Raw genomic sequence first — 17,334 nt, 5'->3', positions numbered from 1 at the left:
AGTCTCTCGGGAGTCAAGTGTATGAGTTTTCGGTCTGCTGGTTTTCGACCCACGGTTCTCGGGTCTGCCCTGGCCCTCGTGCTGGCACTGTCCGCCAGCGCCGTGATGGCACAAGACGCCAAACCGGAGACTGCCACGCCAGCCGCCGTCAGCACCGCGGCAACGCCTGCAGGCGCAGCCACTGCCGCCGCGCCTGCACCGGCGGCCACCGCAGCTGCGGCCAAGCCGGGTGACGCCACCGCCGGCCAAGCCAAGGCCGCCGTCTGCGGCGCCTGCCACGGCATGGACGGCAATTCGACGAACGCGCAGTTCCCGAAGCTGGCCGGCCAGAGCGAGCAGTACATCGTGCGCCAGCTGACCAGCTTCAAGGCGGCCAAGCGGCAGAACCCGATCATGATGGGCATGGCCGCGCCGCTGTCCGAGCAGGACATGCACGACCTCGGCGCCTACTTCGCCAGCAAGACCGCGCTGCCCGGCGTGGCCGACCAGGCGCTGGTGGAACGCGGCCAGACGCTGTTCCGCCAGGGCGACGCCGCGCGCGGCATCCCGGCCTGCATGGCCTGCCACAGCATCGACGGCCGCGGCAATCCGGGCGCGATGTACCCGCAGCTGGCCAGCCAGCACGCGCAGTACATCGAGGCCACGCTGAAGGCCTGGCACGACGGCACCACCTGGGGCGACGACGCCCATGCGCAGGTCATGCCGGCGATCGCCAAGCAGCTGAGCGCCGACGACATTGCCGCCCTCGCCAGCTACATCGAGGGCTTGCACGGCACCGACAGCCAGCCGGCCAGTGCCCCCTGACCGAACCCGCGCCGACCGAAGTGTCGGCGCTGTCATTTTGCGTTCCGCCTTTTCGAGGTCCGCCATGTTGAAGCGTCTGTCGTTCCTGTGTGCCGCCCTGCTCGCGCTCGCCGCCTGCAGCCATGACCGCGACAGCGGCAGCACGGCCCCGGCGACGGCGCCGGTCGCCAGCAGCAGCGCCGAAGCCGCCGCGCCGGCCAGCCCCGCCACCAGCACCGCACCGGCAGCGGCCGGCAGCACGGCGCCCGCCAGCACCGGCACGGCCGCCGCGACCGCCCCCGGCGAACCCGCGCCGGCGGCGAGCACCCCGGCCGTGGCCGCGGTGCCGTTCGTCGACAACGGCAAGTGGGTCGAGGGCAAGCACTACTTCCTGATCGATCCGGCGCAGCCGACCAGCCACCCCGGCAAGATCGAGGTGACCGAGGTGTTCTCCTACGGCTGCCCGGCCTGCAATGGCTTCCATGCCACCGTCGACCAGATCGCCAAGAGCCTGCCGCCGAACGCGGTGATGAACTACCTGGCCGCCTCGTTCCGCCCGGACGAGAACTGGCCGATGTACCAGCGCGCGTTCTACGCGGCGCAGGCGCTGGACCTGGTCGGCAAGACCCACGACGCGATGTTCGACGCGGTATGGAAGAGCGGCGAGCTGTCCACCTACAACCTGAAGGCCAGCGGGCTGAAGCCGCACGAGGCGTGGCCGACGATCGAGGACGCGGCGAAGTTCTACGCCAAGTACGGCGTCGATCCGAAGGAGTTCGTCGGCGTCGCCAACTCGTTCACGGTCAACACCCGGATGAAGCGTGCCGACGACCTGATGAAGGCCTACGGGGTGGACAGCACGCCGACCATGATCGTCAACGGCAAGTACCGCTTCACGGCCAGTTCCGCCGGTGGCTACGCGCAGTCGATCGAGCTGACCCAGTGGCTGGTCGCCAAGGAAGCCGCCGGCAAGTAGGCGGTTCGGTTAATCTGACCCGTACGGCGGCCCCACCGCCAACCCGCGAAGAGAGACCCCATGTTCAAGCGATTCGCCCACCCGCGCCTGCTCACCCTGCTCGTCGGCCTGTTGCTGGCCAGTGCCTGCACCGCGCAGTCCGGCGCGCCGGCACCGTATACCGAGGGTACCGAGTACGTCACCCTGCCCGCTCCGCACCAGCGCTACAGCAGCGAGGGCAAGGTGGAAGTGGTCGAGGTGTTCTCCTACGGCTGCATCCATTGCGCGCAGTTCGCGCCGACTGCCGAGAAGCTGCGCCAGCAGCTGCCGGCCGGCGTGGCATTCAAGCTGGTGCCGGCGCCGTTCAGCGCCGAGTGGCTGCCGTATGCGCGTGCGTACTACGCGGCAAAGCAGCTGGGCGTGGTCGAGCGCACTCATCTGAAGCTGTTCGACGCCAAGTTCGCCCAGCATTACCCGGTCAACTCGCTGGACGAACTGGCCGACTTCTACGCCCACGAAGGCGTCGACCGCGCCGCCTTCATGCGCCTGGCCACCTCGGCGGAGGCCACCGCGAAGCTGAAGGAAGATCTCGCGCTGATCCAGCGCTGGCAGGTGGACGGCACCCCGACCATCGTGGTCAACGGCAAGTACCGCGTGATCACCATGCACTCGTTCGACGAGATGGTTGCGGTGACGCAATGGCTGGTCAAGCGCGAGCTGGCCGGCAAGTAGGCGACGGCCGCGGCGCCGGGCGACCCGACTGGCGCGCTGTTCATCTGCGGTGGATCATGCTGGGCGGCGTACCCGGCGCGTGAGCATGACCCATGAACATGGCCGCCGGCATCCCCTTCCCGTGTAGTGTGTTGCCATGAGCCGCGCCGCCACTCCCCAAGCCGCCCCCGTCGAGCGCCGCCTGCGTCTGCTGAGCTGCAATATCCTGGCCGGCGCCAGCGTGCAGCGCTACCGCCAGTACGTCACCCGCAGCCTCAACGCGCTGCTGCCGGGGCGCAGCAAGATGGACAACCTCGACCGCCTGGCCGAGGTGCTGGCGCAGTTCGACGTGATCGGCCTGCAGGAGGCCGATGCCGGCAGCCTGCGTTCGGGCTTCCTCAACCAGACCCGCTACCTCGCCGAGACCGCCGGCCTGCCGTTCTGGAGCCACCAGCCGAACCGCGCGATGGCCCGGCTGGCGCACTCGGCGAACGGCCTGATCAGCCGGCTGGAGCCGCACACGGTGCTGGATTACCCGCTGCCCAGCCGGATCCCCGGCCGCGGCGCGCTGCTGGCCCAGTTCGGCGAAGGCGACAACGCGCTGGCGGTGATGATCGCGCACCTCTCGCTGAGCGCACCGGCGCGCGCGCGCCAGCTCGGCTTCATCGCCGAACTGCTGCAGGATTTCCCGCACGCGGTGCTGATGGGCGACCTCAACGCCGAGCCCGGCAGCAGCGAGATGCAGCAGCTGTTCGCCAAGTCCACCCTGCAGCCGCCGGCGCAACCGACGCCGACCTTCCCCAGCTGGAAGCCGCGGCGTGCGCTGGACCACATCCTCACCTCGCCGGCGATCCGGCTGGAGAAGACCTGGGCGCTGCCGCAGGCGTTCTCCGACCACCTGCCGCTGGCGGCCGAAATCAGCCTGCCGGCGACCGTCGGCGGCAAGGCCCCGCCGGGCCGCGCACAATGACCGCGCCGGCATGGCGAAGGGCCTGGCCGTGGCTGGCCCTGCTGCTGGTGGCGCTGCTGGCGACATGGCTGCGCTATGGCGTGGTCGAATCCAGCGCGATCGGCCAGCTGTGCAGCGCCGACGGCCCGTGGTGGTGCCGCTGGCGGCAAGCGCTGGTGCTCGGGTTTCTGCACGACGTCTACGGCATCGCGGCGCTCGCCGCCACCGCGCTGGCGCTGCTGCGCCGGCATGCCTGGCTGGCCTGGCTGGCCACCGCGCTCGGCATTCTCGCGCTGCAGCTGTACTGCTTCGAGAGCGGCGCGCTGGCGCTACTGGCCGGCTGCCTGCGTCTGCTGCGGCTGCAGGCGCCGCGCGCGGTGCCACTCGACCAGCACCGGCAAGGCCAGCAGCAGGTTCATCCCCAGCCATAGCCACGCCACCGCGGTGAGCCCGGCTTCCTGCAGCAGCACGACCGCGGCCAGCAAGGGCAGCCACGGCGCGAGGAAGCGCTCCTCCGGCAGCGGCAGCGCCGGCGCGTGACGCTCGCCCAGCCAGCCGAGCAGCGCGTAGCCCAGGCACGGCAGCCAGAACAGGCCCAGCGGGAAATCCCGGTAGCGGCCGTCGACCGCCAGCAGCAGGCCGTAATAGGCCAACGCGAACAGCCAGCCGGCGCGCAGCCAGCGCGGCGGTGCGGCGGACGCGGTCGTGCCGGCCAGCCGCGCGGCGATCCGGCGCGCCAGCCGCAACGCGGTGAACAGGGCCAGTGCGCAGGCAGCGAGCGACACCGCCCACTCCCAGCCGTCGCGGCAGGCGTACAGCATCTGCCGGAATTGCCATGCCAGCGCGCCGCCGCTGGCCATGCCGGCCAGCGCCAGCGCCAGAGAGCCGCGCCGGCGTCGCTGGCGGCCGCCGGCCAGCACGAACAGCGCGACGCCGGCCGCGCCGGCGAGCCAGCCGAGCCACCAGCGCGGCTCCTCGATCACCGGCCCCTGCATGGCGAACTTCGGCCGCGCCTGCGCGTCGAAGATGCCCCAGTAACCGCCGGCGGTGCCTTCCTGCGCGCGTTTCCACGGCTGGTCGAACGCCTCGATCACGTTGTACGGCATGTGCACGGTGGCCGCGTAGCGCAGGAACTCGCGCAGGTAGCGCGCCTCGTTGACCACGCTGGCGCTGGCCGCCTGGCGCGGCCGTCCGGCGCTGGGCCAGCCGGTCTCGCCGATCATCACGCGGCGGCCGGGAAACGCCTGCTGCACCTTCGCGTACACCGTCGCCACATGCTGCACCGCGCGCTCGGGCGGCACCGGCTGGTCTTCCCAGTACGGCAGGATGTGGATGGTGAGGTAGTCCACCGAGCCGGCCAGCTCGGGATGGCGCAGCCAGAATTCCCACACGTCGGCATAGGTCACCGGCACGTGGACCGCCGCGCGCACCTCGCGCAGGTAGCCGGCCAGTTGCGCCGAAGTCAGCTCGCCGCGCAGCAGCACCTCGTTGCCCACGATCACCCCGCGCAGCACCTGCGGGTACTTGTTCGCGGTGGCGATGCCCAGTGCGACCTGCTGCGCGTTCGCCTTTGCGTCGCCGCTCAGCCAGATGCCCAGCAACACTTTCATGCCGTAGCGCCCGGCGATCGCGGGCACCGCGCTGAGGCCTTGCCCCTGCGAGTACGTGCGCACGCAGTCGAAGCGCTGCGACAACGCGCGCAGGTCCGCGTCGATGCGCTCGGGGCTGATGTAGGCGTTCGCATCCAGCGGCGTCTCGCCGGCCTGGCGAAACGGCGCGTAGGAGACGCAGGCGATCCGTGCCGATGGCGCCTCCGGCAACGCCACCGGCCGGCCGATCGCCCACCACCAGGCCGCCCCGGCCAACGCCGCCAGCAGCAGCGCCAGCCACGCCGGCCAGACGCGACGAAAGACAGGCGGAGCTGCTGGCGACATGCCGATCCCGTGAAGGTGTGGAAACCAAGCGTGCCAGCTTAGCAGGCGCGCCGGCACACCCTCACCGCCGCGCGACAAGCGGTTCAGGCGCATCGACTACACTGCCCGTGATCCACCGCAGGAGCCTCCATGTCCGTCTTCCTCTCGCCGCGGCGCATCCTGCTCACCGGGCTGCTGCTCGCCGGCTGGCTGCTGACGAGCGTGCCGGCGCGAGCCGCCGCCCCCGACGCCGCCCAGCGCGCGGCCTTCCGGCAGGCCTATGCCGCCGCCCAGCAAGGCGGCGATGGCTGGCGGCAGTTGGCGGCCAACCTGCACGACTACCCGCTGTACCCGTACCTGGCGGCGGCGGCCCTGCAGCACGACATCCAGCAGCTCGACCGCGCCAGCGTGGAGGCGTACCTGGCGCAATACCCGGACTGGATCCCCGCCGCCGACCTGCGCCGCGCGTTCCTGCGGGAGCTGGCGCGGCGGCAGGACTGGAGCACGTTCCTCGCGCTGTACCAGAGCGGCCTCGGCGACACGCTCGCCTGCGACGCGCTGCAGGCGCGGCTGGCCGGCGGCGGCACGCTGGAGTTCGAGCGCGACCTCGCCGCGCTGTGGGCCAAGCCAAGCCTGCCCGACGCCTGCGACCCGGTGCTCGCCGCCGCGCACACGCAGGGCCTGTTGACCGAGGCGCGACTGTGGACGCGGATCGACCGCGCCGCCGACGCCGGCCAGGCCGGCACCATCGCCAGCCTGGCCGGTTGGCTCGCCGAACCCGGCCGCGCCAGCGCGCTGCAGCTGGCGCTGGCACTGCGCGATCCGGCCGCCGCGCTGGACGCCGCGCGCAGCTGGCCCAACCAGCCGCGCCAGCGCCAGGCCGCCGCGCTGGCGCTGACCCGCCAGGCCCGGCGCGATGTCGACGCCGCCGACGCCGCCTGGCAGCAACTGCAGTCCCGCTTCGGCTTCAGCGAGGCGCAGCGCAACCAGATCCTGCAGGCGCTGGCGCTGTACCACGCCACCGATTTCGACGACGGCGCGCTGGCCCGGCTGATCGCCCTGCCTGCCGCCGCGCAGACCGACGGCACCCGCGAATGGCGGGTGCGCGTGGCGCTGGCGCAGCAGGACTGGAGTGCGGTGCTGGCCGGCCTCGACGCGATGCCCGCCGACCAGCGGCAGGACAGCGAATGGCAGTATTTCCGCGGCCGAGCGCTGGCCGCGCTGGGCCGTGACGACGAGGCCCGCCGGCTGTTCGAGGCCCAGGCCGACAAGCCCACCTTCTTCGGCTTCCTGTCCGCCGACCGGCTCGACCGGCCGTACGCGATCTGTCCGTTGACCCTGGCCGACGACCCGCAACGCGAACAGGCCCTGCTGGCCAATCCCGGCCTGTTGCGTGCGTTCGAGTTGTATGCGGTGGATCTGCCCAAGTTCGCCCGGCGCGAGTGGGCGCGCGCCTTGCAGGACGCCGACCCGGATACCCAGCGGGTCGCCGCCGACATGGCCAACCGCCGCGGCTGGTACGACCGCGCCGTCTTCACCCTGAGCAGCGGCGACGCCCTGCGGCTGTACGACCTGCGCTTCCCGCTGGCCAGCCAGGACGGCCTGGTGCCGCAGGCCGGGCAAGCCGGGATCGAGCCGGCCTGGGCCTACGGCATCCTGCGCGCGGAAAGCGCCTGGATGAGCGATGCCCAATCCGGTGCCGACGCGCGCGGCCTGATGCAGCTGCTGCCGGCCACCGCCGCGCTGGTGGCGAAGCGCAACGGGCTCGACTGGGGCGGCGGCGACACGCTGTACGACCCGGCCACCAACATCGCGCTGGGCACGCGCTACCTGGCGCAGATGGCCGCACGCTTCAACGGCTCGCCGTGGCTGGCCAGCGCCGCCTACAACGCCGGCCCGAACAAGGTCGACCAGTGGCTGGCCACGCGCGGCATGCTGGCGCCGGACCTGTTCGTCGCCACCATCCCGTACCGGGAAACCCGCGAGTACGTGGCGCGGGTGATGGCTTTCAGCGTGATCTACGATTGGCGCCTGAGCGGCGACACGGTGGTGCCGCTGGCCACCCGCATGAGTCCGATCGGCCAGCCGTATGCCGTGCCGACCGCCGCGACGGCGCGCCGGGCAGTCGACTGTCCCGCCGAGGCGGCGTCGGCAGCGGCCGTCGCCGGCAGCGTCTCGCCCTGAAGCTCCATCGAGGAAATCCCATGGCCGCACAGCAACTCGTCATCCTCGGCGGCACCGGTTTCGTCGGCAGCCGCCTGGTGCCGCGACTGGCCGCCGACGGCCACCGCATCGTGCTGCTCAGCCGCAACCGCGAGCAGCACCGCGAACTCGGCGTGCTGCCCACGGTCAGCGTGCGCAACGCCGACATCCACGACGACGACGTGCTGCGCCGGCAGCTGGCCGGCGCCGACGCGGTGATCAACCTGGTCGGCATCCTCAACCCGCACGGCCGCGACGGCTTCCAGCGGGTGCACGTGGAACTTGCCCGCCGGCTGATCGCCGCCTGCCACGCCAGCGGCGTGGGCCGCCTGCACCAGATGAGCTCGCTGAAGGCCGGCCAGGGCCTGTCGCAGTACCTGAAGAGTCGCGGCGAGGCCGAGGCGCTGGTCAAGGCCTCCGCGCTGGACTGGACGATCTACCAGCCCAGCGTGATCTTCGGCCCCGGCGACGGCCTGGTCAGCCGCTTCGCCAAGCTGCTGCGACAGATGCCGGTGCTGCCGCTGGCACGCGCGAAGGCACGGATGGCGCCCACCTGGGTCGGCGACGTGGCCGAGGCGATCGCCCGCTGCGTCGACCACGCGAAGCTGGGTCAACGGCGCAGCTTCGAGCTGTACGGTCCGGAGGTGCTCACGCTGGGCGAGATCGTGCGCAAGATCCGCGCTGCCGCCGGCCTGCGCACGCCGGTCGTGGCACTGCCCGACAGCCTCGGCCGGCTGCAGGCGCAGTTCGCCGAGCTGCTGCCCGGCAAGCCTTTTTCGCTGGACAACTTCCGCTCGCTGCGCACCGATTCGGTCGGCAAGGTGGACGGCTACGCCGCGCTCGGCATCGTGCCGCAGCCGTTCACGCCGTGGCTGCCGGTGCTGCTCGGCGAACCGCCGCGGCAACGCCGGCTGGCCGCGGCGCGTTCGCCGCAACGTTGAACAGCGCGCGGATCAGCGCGCGCCCAGCAACAGCCGCAGGCGATCCAGCTCGGCGCCGTAGCGCGCGGCCAGCGCCGGTTCGCGCGGCCAGGGCTGGCGCCCGCGCAGTGCCGTGCGCGCCTGCGCCGGCCCGTGCCGGAAGCCCGCCAGGCAGGCCGGGGCGACCTCCAGCCCGCAGAACGCCAGCAACCGCTGCACCTGCGCCTCGGGCTCGGCCAGCAGCGCCTCGTAGTCGTGCTCGAGGTAGCGCTGCGGGAACAGCCGCTGCCAATGCCGGCCGAGCCGCTCGTGGTCGCGCCAGTAGCTGGCGATGTCGTCCAGGTCGTAGCTGAAATCGTGGCCGCTGGCGAACAGCTGGCGGTAACAGGCGAAGCAGGTTTCCAGCGCATCGCGCCGGCAATGCACCACCCGCGCGCCGGGCAGCATCGCCAGCGCCACGCCGGCCACGCGCCAGTTCAGCCGGTATGCGTCGACGAAGCGCGGCCGGCCGCGGCACACGGGCCCGGTACGCGCCAGGTAGTCCCGGCCCAGCCGCGCCCAGTCCGCCGGCGTGGCCGCACCGATCCACTGCAGCAGCGGTCGTCCGCGCCGCGCCGACTCCTCGCCGATCACCCGCTGCAGGTCGGGCGACTCGTCGACGCCGCCCACGTACGGGTGGGCGGCAAGGATCTGCCCGGTCAATGCGGCGCCGGCGTGCGGCAGCGCCATGAGGAAGATCACCTGCTCGCCGAGTGCGGCATCCGCGGCCCCGGCCAGCGGTTCGGCGAATGCGGCGAGCATGGCGTCGACGTGCGCGCACATGCTTGCCGCGTTCCAGTTCAGCTGCCGGTGCCGCCACCCGTTGGCCTTGCGCAAGGCGCGGAAGGCCGCGCGGTAATCGGCCTGGTCTTCCAGCGCGCGGGCCAGCGCGAAGCCGAGCTGGATGCGCGCGCGCGGCGTCGGCTGCGGCGCCTGCAGCACCTGCTGCAGACGGGCCACGTCGTCGCTGCCGAAGCGCTCGGCGTCCAGCGCGGCCAGGCCGCTCCAGGCCTCCGGCTGGCCGGGCTCACGCCGCAGCACCTCGCGATAGTTCGCGGCCGCCTGCACCTCGGCACCGAGGTCGGCCTGCGCCGAAGCCAGCAGCAGCCGCGCCGCCAGGTGCCCCGGGTCGACATCCAGTGCGCGGTGCAGCGCGGTGATTGCCCCGGCCGGGCGGCCCAGCAGCTGGAACATCCGGCCCCGGTTGAACCATGCCGGAGCGAAGTCGGGCGCCAGTTCACAGGCCCGCTGCAGCGCCGACAACGCGGCCTCGTTCTCGCCGCTGGACTGCAGCGCAACACCCAGGCTGATATGCAGCACGGCATCGCGCGGATCCTTCGCCAGCGCCTCGCGCAGGATCGCCACCGCCTGCGCGTGCTCGCCGCGCAACTGCTGCAGCTGGGCCGACAGGCGCAACGCCTCCGTGCTGTCCGGCGCCAGCGCCAGCGCCGCGGCCAGCGCCGCCGCGGCGCGCTCCAGCTCGCCGCCGGTCATCGCATCACCGGCCTCGCCCAGCAGCCGCACCACCTCCGGCGACAGGCCCGCGACGCGGTCGCGCAGCAGCGGATGAACCTGACTTGCCACCATCGTCGATGGGCCCCTTGCCTGCCGCCGGTCTCGGCTTGCCAGCTTACGTGAGCGGGGCGGCTGCATAAAGCTGCGGACCCTTCCATCTGAACGCAACGAAAACAGCCGCCCGGCCACCACCGCAGGAGGGTCATCCGGCGAATGCGTCTGGCGTTGCTTCCTGCATTGCCCTGCCGGAATCGCCACGTGCCCAACACGCTTTGCCGCCTCGCACCCATGCTTGGCCTGTTGTTGACCATGCCGCCCACGCTGGCCGGCGCCGGACAGACGCCACCGGACCGGCTGCCCGCCTCCCGCGCCATCGCGGGCGAACTCGCCCCCGGCGACATCGCCTGGTTGCGCCGCGACGGCTTCGGCCTGGACAGCGCCACCCTGGCGCGCTACCGCCAGCTGGGCCGCGTGCGCTTCCTCGACGAGCAGCTGGCCGGCGACGACCGCCTGCCGCCCGCGGTCGCCGCGCAGATCCGGGCGCTGCCGCTGCTGGCCACGCCGCTGCCCGAGCTGCTGGCCGACTTCCGCGCACGGCAGCAGCAGTACAAGGACACCCCGGCCGGCCCGGCCAAGGACGCGGCCAAGCAGGCACTCGGCCAGTACCGTCGCGAACTGGTGCAGCAGGCCGCGCAGGCCGAGCTGCTGCACGCGATCCGCGGCGGCAACCAGCTGAAGGAGCAGCTGGTGTGGTTCTGGCTCAACCACTTCAGCGTGTACGCCGGCAAGGGCCCGGTGCGCGTGTTTGCCGCCGACTACGAGGAGAACGTGATCCGCCCGCACGCGCTGGGCAAGTTCCGCGACCTGGTGATGGCCACGCTGCAGAGTCCGGCCATGCTGGCGTTCCTCGACAACGCGCGCAACGCCCGCGACCGGACCAACGAGAACTACGCGCGCGAGCTGATGGAGCTGCACACGCTGGGCGTGGGCGCCGGTTACAGCCAGGCCGACGTGCAGCAGCTGATGCGCGTGCTCACCGGCGCCGGCCTGCAACTGCAGCCGCCGCGGCGCCTTGCGCGCCGCGGCCGCGAGCGGCCCGGCATGGTGCGCGGCGGCCTGTTCGTGTTCAATCCGAATCGGCACGACTTCGGCGACAAGACCTTCCTCGGCCACACCATCGAAGGCCGCGGCTACGCCGAGATCGGCCAGGCGGTGGACCTGATCGTGCGCCAGCCCGCCTGCGCGCACTTCATCTCGCAGCGGCTGGCCGAGTACTTCGTCGCCGACCGGCCTCCGCCCGCGCTGGTGGACGCGATGGCCGACACCTTCCGGCGCAGCGACGGCGACATCGCGGCAGTGCTGCGCACCATGCTGCTGTCGACGGAGGCCGCCGCGCCGGACCCGCGCAAGTTCAAGGACCCGATGCGCTTCGTGGTCTCGTCGCTGCGCCTGGCCTACGACGGCCAGCCGGTGCCGAACACCGCGCCGCTGGCGAACTGGCTGCAGCAGATGGGCGAGCCGCTGTACGGCCGCGTCACCCCGGACGGCTGGCCGCTGGACTCGGCCAGCTGGACCGGCTCGGGCCAGCTGGGCAAGCGCTTCGACTTCGCCGGTGTGATCGGCAGCGGGCGCAACCGGCTGTTCGCCGACGACGGCGGCGGCGCGCCGGCCGACCCGCCCGCGCTGCGCGACTCGGCGCTGTACCGCGACACCATCGCACCGCGGCTGTCCGAGGCCACCCGCCACGCGCTGGCGCAGGCGAAGTCGCTGGCGGAGTGGAACACCTTCCTGTTGTCCTCGCCCGATTTCAACTACCGCTAGGGATATCCGTTTTTTTACTCGTCATCCCAGCGCAAGCTGGGATCCAGCGACTTCAAACCAGGCTGCAAGGCACTGGATTCCAGCTTGCGCTGGAATGACGAATCAAAATCTGCCACCGCCGAGATACCTGCCATGAACCGTCGCCAGTTCCTGCTCGCCGCTGCCGGCACCTGCGCCGCCGCGGCCACGCTGTCGTTCTCCGGCCGGCTGTTCGCCGCGCCCGCCGGCTCGCCGCGCTTCCTGCTGGTGTTCCTGCGCGGCGGCTACGACTGCAACAACCTGCTGGTGCCCTGCACCAGCGACTTCTACTACGCATCGCGCCCCACCCTCGCGATCGCGAAACCCGATGCCAGCAATCCCGACAGCGCCGTCGGGCTGGACGCAGACTGGGGCCTCAACCCGGTGGTGCGCGACACGCTGCTGCCACTGTGGCAGAAGAAGCAACTCGCCTTCATCCCGTTCGCCGGCACCGACGACCTCTCGCGCAGCCACTTCGAGACGCAGGACCACATCGAGCGCGGCCAGCCGCAGGGCCACGCCGGCGATTACCGCTCCGGCTTCCTCGCACGGTTGTCCGGACTGCTCACCGGGGTACCGCCGATCGCCTTCACCAACAACTTGCCGCTCTCTTTCCAGGGCGCCGGGCGCGACATTCCCAACATCTCGCTGAAGGTCGACCCCAAGGCACACTTCGACCCGCGCCAGGCGGCGATCCTCTCCGGCATGTACGCAGGCACGCCGCTGGCCCAGGCCAGCGCCGACGGCCTGACCCTGCCGCGCACCATCTCCGCCGACCTGCGCGACGAGATGCTGGCGGCCAGCCGCGGCGCGCCCGGCGCGCGCAGCTTCGCCGCCGAGACGCGGCGCATCGCCACCCTGATGCGCGAGCAGTATCGGCTGGGCTTCGTCGACGTGGGCGGCTGGGACACCCACGTCAACCAGGGCAGCACCCAGGGTGACCTGGCCAACAACCTGAAGAACCTCGGCGAAGGCCTCGCCGCCTACGCCGACACCTTGGGCGACGCCTGGCACGACACCACCGTAGTGGTGCTCTCCGAGTTCGGCCGCACCTTCCGCGAGAACGGCGACCGCGGCACCGACCACGGCCACGGCACCGTGCACTGGGTGCTGGGCGGCAGGGTCGCCGGCGGCCGCATCGTCGGCGAACAGCTCGCGGTGAACCGGCAGAACCTGCTGCAGGACCGCGACTACCGCGTGCTCAACGACTGCCGCGACGTGCTGGGCGGGCTGTTCGCGCGGCTGTGGGGGCTATCCGTCAATCAGCTGCAGACGGTGTTCCCGCAGGCGCGGCCGCACGACCTGCGGCTGCTGTGACGGGTAGACTGCAGCGACCTCGGGCGGCACGGCGGACCAGCCATGTCAAAACTTCGCGTGCAGAGCTTTGCGCTTTCCATCGACGGCTACGGCGCCGGGCCGGGCCAGGACCTCGAGCACCCGCTCGGCGTCGGCGGCCCGGAACTGATGGAATGGTTCTTCCCCACCCGGCTGTGGCGGCGCATGCAGGGCCAGGACGGCGGCGAGACCGGCGTCGACAACGACCTCGCCGAGCAGGGTTTCGCCGGCATCGGCGCGTGGATCCTCGGGCGCAACATGTTCGGCCCCGTGCGCGGCCCCTGGCCGGACGAGAGCTGGCAAGGCTGGTGGGGCGACGAGCCGCCGTACCACACGCCGGTGTTCGTGCTCACCCACCACCCGCGCCCCAGCCTGCGCATGGCCGGCGGCACCGAGTTCCATTTCGTCACCGAAGGCATCGAGGCCGCGCTTCGGCAGGCTCGCGCCGCTGCCGGAGGCCTCGACGTGCGCCTCGGCGGCGGCGTAGCTACGGTGCGCGAATACCTGCGCGCCGGCCTGATCGACGAACTGCACCTGGCCCTGCGGCCCGTACTGCTAGGTACCGGCGAACACCTGCTTGGCGGCCTCGACCTGCCCGCGCTGGGCTACGCCTGCACCCGGCAGGTGATAGGCGAACGCGCCTGCCACGTCTTCCTGCACAAGCGCGCATGAAGATCATCGCCATGCCCCCCAGCCTCCTCGGCTCCGCCTGCACGTCCCGCTGGTACACCGTGGTGCCGTTGACCGTGGTAATGGCGCCATCGGCATCGTAGCCCCATGTGGTGTTCCAAGTGCCCGACGGGGTGGCCAGACGGTTGCTCGTGGCTGCCATGGAATAAGTGATCGCTTAATTCCCTCCGTCCCTGAGGTTTCCCCACGTTTTCATGCTGTCACAGCCATCTGATCGAGCAGCGCCGGAGATGGCTTTCGTATCTGTTCCATGAGTTCGTCGAGCCTGACGTTTGACCATCGTCGCACCAGCGCCTCACGGCCAAGTCGCATGATCGAGTACAGCCGTCGCTTCGATCGAAAGGGTGCCAACCATTGGTCGATACCTGCCGTTTCGCACGCCATGCCGACCAGCCAACTGGCGAACGCCGCCATCGTATGGAGCAGCAGCAACACTTCGATGCGCTTGCCCTTGCGAGTCAAACTGTCCTCAAAGGCGTGGCCGTAGCGGTGTGATTTCAAGTCGTGGAAGGACAGTTCAATCTGCGTGCGCCGGGCATACAGCGCCACCATTTGTCGGGCGCTCAGGTGCCTCCGTGCAGGCGAAGCGATGAGAAGCCATGGCTCGCGTTCGCGGGCCGCGTTCTCTTGGCTCTTCTTGGTGCGTGACGGCATGCCCTGACGGTTGCGTTGTCTGCGTCCCTTCGGTGGTCTGGCATGCACCACCACGCGACAGCACCAGGGCTTGGCACGCACCGTATCCATCAGCCCCAAGTCGCGCGGTGCGGCGACGGCCAGCTCGTAGAGCGCTCGGCACGGCACCCATGCATCCGGCGTATCCACTGCATCAGTGGGCTTCACCAGCGTGCGGTGGCGCAGCCGTCCCAGCCAGTGCCAGCCCATTGCTTCGACAGCGCGAAACCATGGCGCGCGAAAGCCAGCATCGGTCACCAGAATCGGCCGCACATCCTGGGGAATCAGCGCCGCCAATCGCTGCAGAAATCGTTTCTCTGCCGCTGGCGAACCTTGTTGTCCATCGGGAAATACCATGTCCAGTATCGTCAGGGTCCGCCCGCCGACGGGAACCGCCGCGCGCAACAGATGCCAGCACCGATCCGCTTTCAGGTCACACCAGTCCAGCACGATGACCGGATGCGGGCCGCGCAATAACCAGCGCGCCATGGCTCCGTGCACGTGTTCACGCTCAGCGTGCAGATGTCGATTACCCAGCAGTCGATCCAGTGCCTTCAGCGGCGCGCGGATGCGCTCCGCACCGGGCCACCCGCGGGCGACATCAATCAGGGTTAGACGACGGCCATGGATCAATGCTTCCACGGCACGCAACAGCACGCGACGGCGCAGTGCATGCATCGTAAGCGTCCACCCACCCCACCTTGAAGGATGCCGCGGGCTATGCCAGCGGCAACAGCGTGATGATGTCGCGGTCTTTGGTGGTGGGCAGGCGGGTGAGGACGTCGGTGAGCCAGGCGTGGGGTTCGAGGCCGTTGGCTTTGGCGGTGGCGATCAGGCTCATGAGGGCGGCGGCACGTTGGCCGGCGCTTTGGGAACCGGCGAACAGCCAGTTCTTGCGACCGATGGCGATCGGCCGGATGGCATTTTCGATGGGGTTGTTGTCGATCGGCCAGGCGCCGTCGTCGAGGACGCGCACGAGTGCGCTCCAGCGTCGGAGCGTGTAATCGACGGCCCGGCTTAGGCCGCTGTTGCCCAGCGCCTTGGGTTGAAGGTCGTCCAGCCAGTGCTTGAGTGCGTCGAGTTTGGGCGCGAGGTGTCTTCGTCGTTCGCGCGTGCGCACTTCGTCGTCGAGGTCGCGCAGTTTGGCTTCGATGGCGTAGAGCTCGCCGATACGCCGCACGGCGTCTTCGGCGATCGGGCTGCCGCTGGCCTTGTGAGCGTCGACGAAGGTGCGTCGCGCATGCGCCCAGCAGGCCAGTTCGGTGATCCCGGAGGTAAACAGCGCCTTGTAGCCGGCGTAGTCGTCCACCATCAGCGCTCCGCGCCAGTTCCCGAGGAACGCGGCGGCATGCTTGCCGGCGCGACTGGGGCAGTAGTCGAAGAGGACGATGGGCTGCTCGCCGGTGTTGCGATACGCAAACAAATAAGCGCGTTTGGTTTTGCCGGCACCGGGGTCGAGCTGGGCGACCGGGGTTTCGTCAGCGTGCAGGACGTGCGAGGCAAGCAGCTTGGTGCGCAGCGCATCCACCAGCGGTTGCAGCGCCACGCCGACCGCGCCGATCCATTCGGCCAGTGTCGTGCGCGATAGCGTGATGCCGGCGCGCGCGAAGATCGCTTCCTGCCGGTACAGCGGCAGGTGGTCGGTGTATTTCTGGATCGCGACCTGGGCCAGCAGGCCCGGGGCGGCGAGGCCGCGGTCGAGGATGCTGGGTGCGACTGGCTCGGCGACGATGGTCTCGCACGTGCGGCAGGCGTATTGCGGATGCACGTCGCGGCGCACGAAGAAGGTCATCGGCTCGATGTCCAGCTTTTCACTGACGTGTTCGCCGATCTTCACCAAGGCGGCACCGCAGGTGCCGCAGTCGCAGGAGGCCGGTTCGTGGATCGTCTCGATACGCGGCAGCTCCGGCGGCAGCGTGCGGCGAACCGGCTGGCGGGGTGGGCGAGCCGCCGGTTGGGCGGGCTCGCGCAAGGCGGCCAGTTCCGTCTCCAGCGCCGCGATATCCGCGGCCATCGCCTCGTCAAACAGCTCGCGCTGGGCCGGATCCATGCGTTCGGACTTGGCTGCGAACTGCACGCGGCGCAGGCGCGCGATCTCGTGGGTGAGCTTGTCGATCTTCGCGTCTTTGAACGCGATCGTGTGGTCGCGCTGGGCGATGGTTTGCTCGTGGGCGGCAATCACCGCACCGCAATCGGCCAGCATCGCACGCAGCGTTTGGACGTCCGTGATGTCGTTGATCGCTGCGTGATCCATGGTCGCGCAGCGTAACGGGTTACACGCATTTTTCAAGCGGCATCGGCGCGCTCAAACGCTGCCAGTCCACTCCCGCACACAACCATGCGAACTGCGCGTGACCGAGCGACCACAGCGTCTCACCCGCCGACGGCCAGACGAATCGCCCCTGATGCAATCGACGCACCGAGAGCCACACGCCCTGCGCGTCCACCATCAGCACCTTGATGCGTGTGGCGCGGCGGTTGCGGAACACATACGCTGAACCGTCCAACGGTTCCCGCCCCAGCACTTCGCGCACGTGCACCAGCAGCCGATCCGCACCACAGCGAAAATCTACCGGCGCACTCACCAGCCACCATGCGCACGGTCGACCTGTGCCGCCCACTCCACTCCGCTTCATGCTCATCGCTACGTTCCTGGTTGAACAGGCGCGTAGTGCAGCGGCTACGAAGTACTTGGGGAATATGAGGTGGGCGGACGCTTACCATGCATCGGCTGCAGTGCATCGCCCAGGCACTTTTGCAATACTTTGGTGGCGTGCATGGTGTGGTCTCCTCTGGCTTCGTAACCCGTGA

15 protein-coding genes are annotated in these 17,334 nt (G+C 70.4%); 10 read left to right on the top strand and 5 right to left on the bottom strand.

The genetic code is table 11. From position 1 onward, the window contains the following. Positions 1-21: 21 nt before the first annotated feature. The 5 genes from R2APBS1_RS01220 to R2APBS1_RS01200 all read left to right on the top strand — a co-directional run bounded on the left by R2APBS1_RS01220 (position 22) and on the right by R2APBS1_RS01200 (position 3,829). Complete coding sequence (locus R2APBS1_RS01220) at positions 22-804, top strand: c-type cytochrome (protein ID WP_015446542.1); 783 nt, start codon at positions 22-24, stop codon at positions 802-804. A gap of 64 nt (positions 805-868) precedes the next feature. After that, complete coding sequence (locus R2APBS1_RS01215; protein WP_015446541.1) at positions 869-1,759, top strand: thiol:disulfide interchange protein DsbA/DsbL; 891 nt, start codon at positions 869-871, stop codon at positions 1,757-1,759. 60 nt (positions 1,760-1,819) lie between these two features. Continuing rightward, a complete protein-coding gene (locus R2APBS1_RS01210) occupies positions 1,820-2,470 on the top strand; it encodes a thiol:disulfide interchange protein DsbA/DsbL (protein ID WP_007515092.1) in 651 nt (216 codons plus the stop codon). Between the two features lie 136 nt (positions 2,471-2,606). Beyond that, complete coding sequence (locus tag R2APBS1_RS01205) at positions 2,607-3,419, top strand: endonuclease/exonuclease/phosphatase family protein (protein WP_007515090.1); 813 nt, start codon at positions 2,607-2,609, stop codon at positions 3,417-3,419. Then, positions 3,416-3,829, top strand: a complete 414-nt coding sequence (locus R2APBS1_RS01200; RefSeq protein WP_015446540.1) for a hypothetical protein — start codon at positions 3,416-3,418, stop codon at positions 3,827-3,829. The genes R2APBS1_RS01205 and R2APBS1_RS01200 overlap by 4 nt, the downstream gene beginning before the upstream one ends. Here R2APBS1_RS01200 and R2APBS1_RS01195 read toward each other — a convergent pair. After that, positions 3,728-5,332 carry a glycoside hydrolase family 17 protein gene (locus tag R2APBS1_RS01195; RefSeq protein WP_015446539.1) on the bottom strand — a complete coding sequence of 535 codons (1,605 nt, stop codon included), beginning with the start codon at positions 5,330-5,332 and terminating at the stop codon, positions 3,728-3,730. The two genes, R2APBS1_RS01200 and R2APBS1_RS01195, sit on opposite strands and share 102 nt — an antisense overlap. Positions 5,333-5,461: 129 nt before the next feature. On the opposite strand from R2APBS1_RS01195, the gene R2APBS1_RS01190 reads away from it, so the two are divergent. Then, a complete protein-coding gene (locus tag R2APBS1_RS01190; RefSeq protein ID WP_015446538.1) occupies positions 5,462-7,495 on the top strand; it encodes a transglycosylase SLT domain-containing protein in 2,034 nt (677 codons plus the stop codon). Between the two features lie 20 nt (positions 7,496-7,515). After that, positions 7,516-8,454: a complex I NDUFA9 subunit family protein gene (locus tag R2APBS1_RS01185; protein ID WP_007508907.1), complete on the top strand. Its 939-nt coding sequence runs from the start codon at positions 7,516-7,518 to the stop codon at positions 8,452-8,454. A gap of 12 nt (positions 8,455-8,466) precedes the next feature. On the opposite strand, the gene R2APBS1_RS01180 is transcribed toward R2APBS1_RS01185, so the two are convergent. Then, positions 8,467-10,059, bottom strand: a complete 1,593-nt coding sequence (locus tag R2APBS1_RS01180; protein WP_015446537.1) for a tetratricopeptide repeat-containing sulfotransferase family protein — start codon at positions 10,057-10,059, stop codon at positions 8,467-8,469. 216 nt (positions 10,060-10,275) lie between these two features. On the opposite strand from R2APBS1_RS01180, the gene R2APBS1_RS01175 reads away from it, so the two are divergent. From R2APBS1_RS01175 to R2APBS1_RS01165, 3 genes are all read left to right on the top strand, one after another. Next, positions 10,276-11,808 carry a DUF1800 domain-containing protein gene (locus tag R2APBS1_RS01175; RefSeq protein WP_015446536.1) on the top strand — a complete coding sequence of 511 codons (1,533 nt, stop codon included), beginning with the start codon at positions 10,276-10,278 and terminating at the stop codon, positions 11,806-11,808. Between the two features lie 132 nt (positions 11,809-11,940). Beyond that, a complete protein-coding gene (locus tag R2APBS1_RS01170) occupies positions 11,941-13,143 on the top strand; it encodes a DUF1501 domain-containing protein (RefSeq protein WP_015446535.1) in 1,203 nt (400 codons plus the stop codon). Positions 13,144-13,185: 42 nt separating this feature from the next. Beyond that, entirely contained in the window at positions 13,186-13,833 is a 648-nt protein-coding gene (locus R2APBS1_RS01165; protein WP_007508897.1) for a dihydrofolate reductase family protein, read from the top strand. A gap of 210 nt (positions 13,834-14,043) precedes the next feature. Here the strand turns inward: R2APBS1_RS01165 and R2APBS1_RS01160 are convergent, their stop codons facing one another. Genes R2APBS1_RS01160 through tnpB form a run of 3 tightly spaced genes read right to left on the bottom strand, consistent with a single transcriptional unit; the run spans position 14,044 to position 17,165 of the window. Further along, entirely contained in the window at positions 14,044-15,201 is a 1,158-nt protein-coding gene (locus R2APBS1_RS01160) for an IS4 family transposase (RefSeq protein ID WP_015446533.1), read from the bottom strand. 40 nt (positions 15,202-15,241) lie between these two features. Continuing rightward, a complete protein-coding gene (tnpC, locus tag R2APBS1_RS01155) occupies positions 15,242-16,777 on the bottom strand; it encodes an IS66 family transposase (RefSeq protein WP_015446532.1) in 1,536 nt (511 codons plus the stop codon). A 19-nt stretch (positions 16,778-16,796) separates the two neighbouring features. Then, positions 16,797-17,165 carry an IS66 family insertion sequence element accessory protein TnpB gene (tnpB, locus tag R2APBS1_RS01150; protein WP_015446531.1) on the bottom strand — a complete coding sequence of 123 codons (369 nt, stop codon included), beginning with the start codon at positions 17,163-17,165 and terminating at the stop codon, positions 16,797-16,799. Positions 17,166-17,334 lie beyond the last annotated feature (169 nt).

The organism is Rhodanobacter denitrificans, assembly GCF_000230695.2.
Classification (GTDB): Bacteria; Pseudomonadota; Gammaproteobacteria; order Xanthomonadales; family Rhodanobacteraceae; genus Rhodanobacter; species Rhodanobacter denitrificans.
This window is presented reverse-complemented; position numbering and strand designations above follow the sequence as displayed.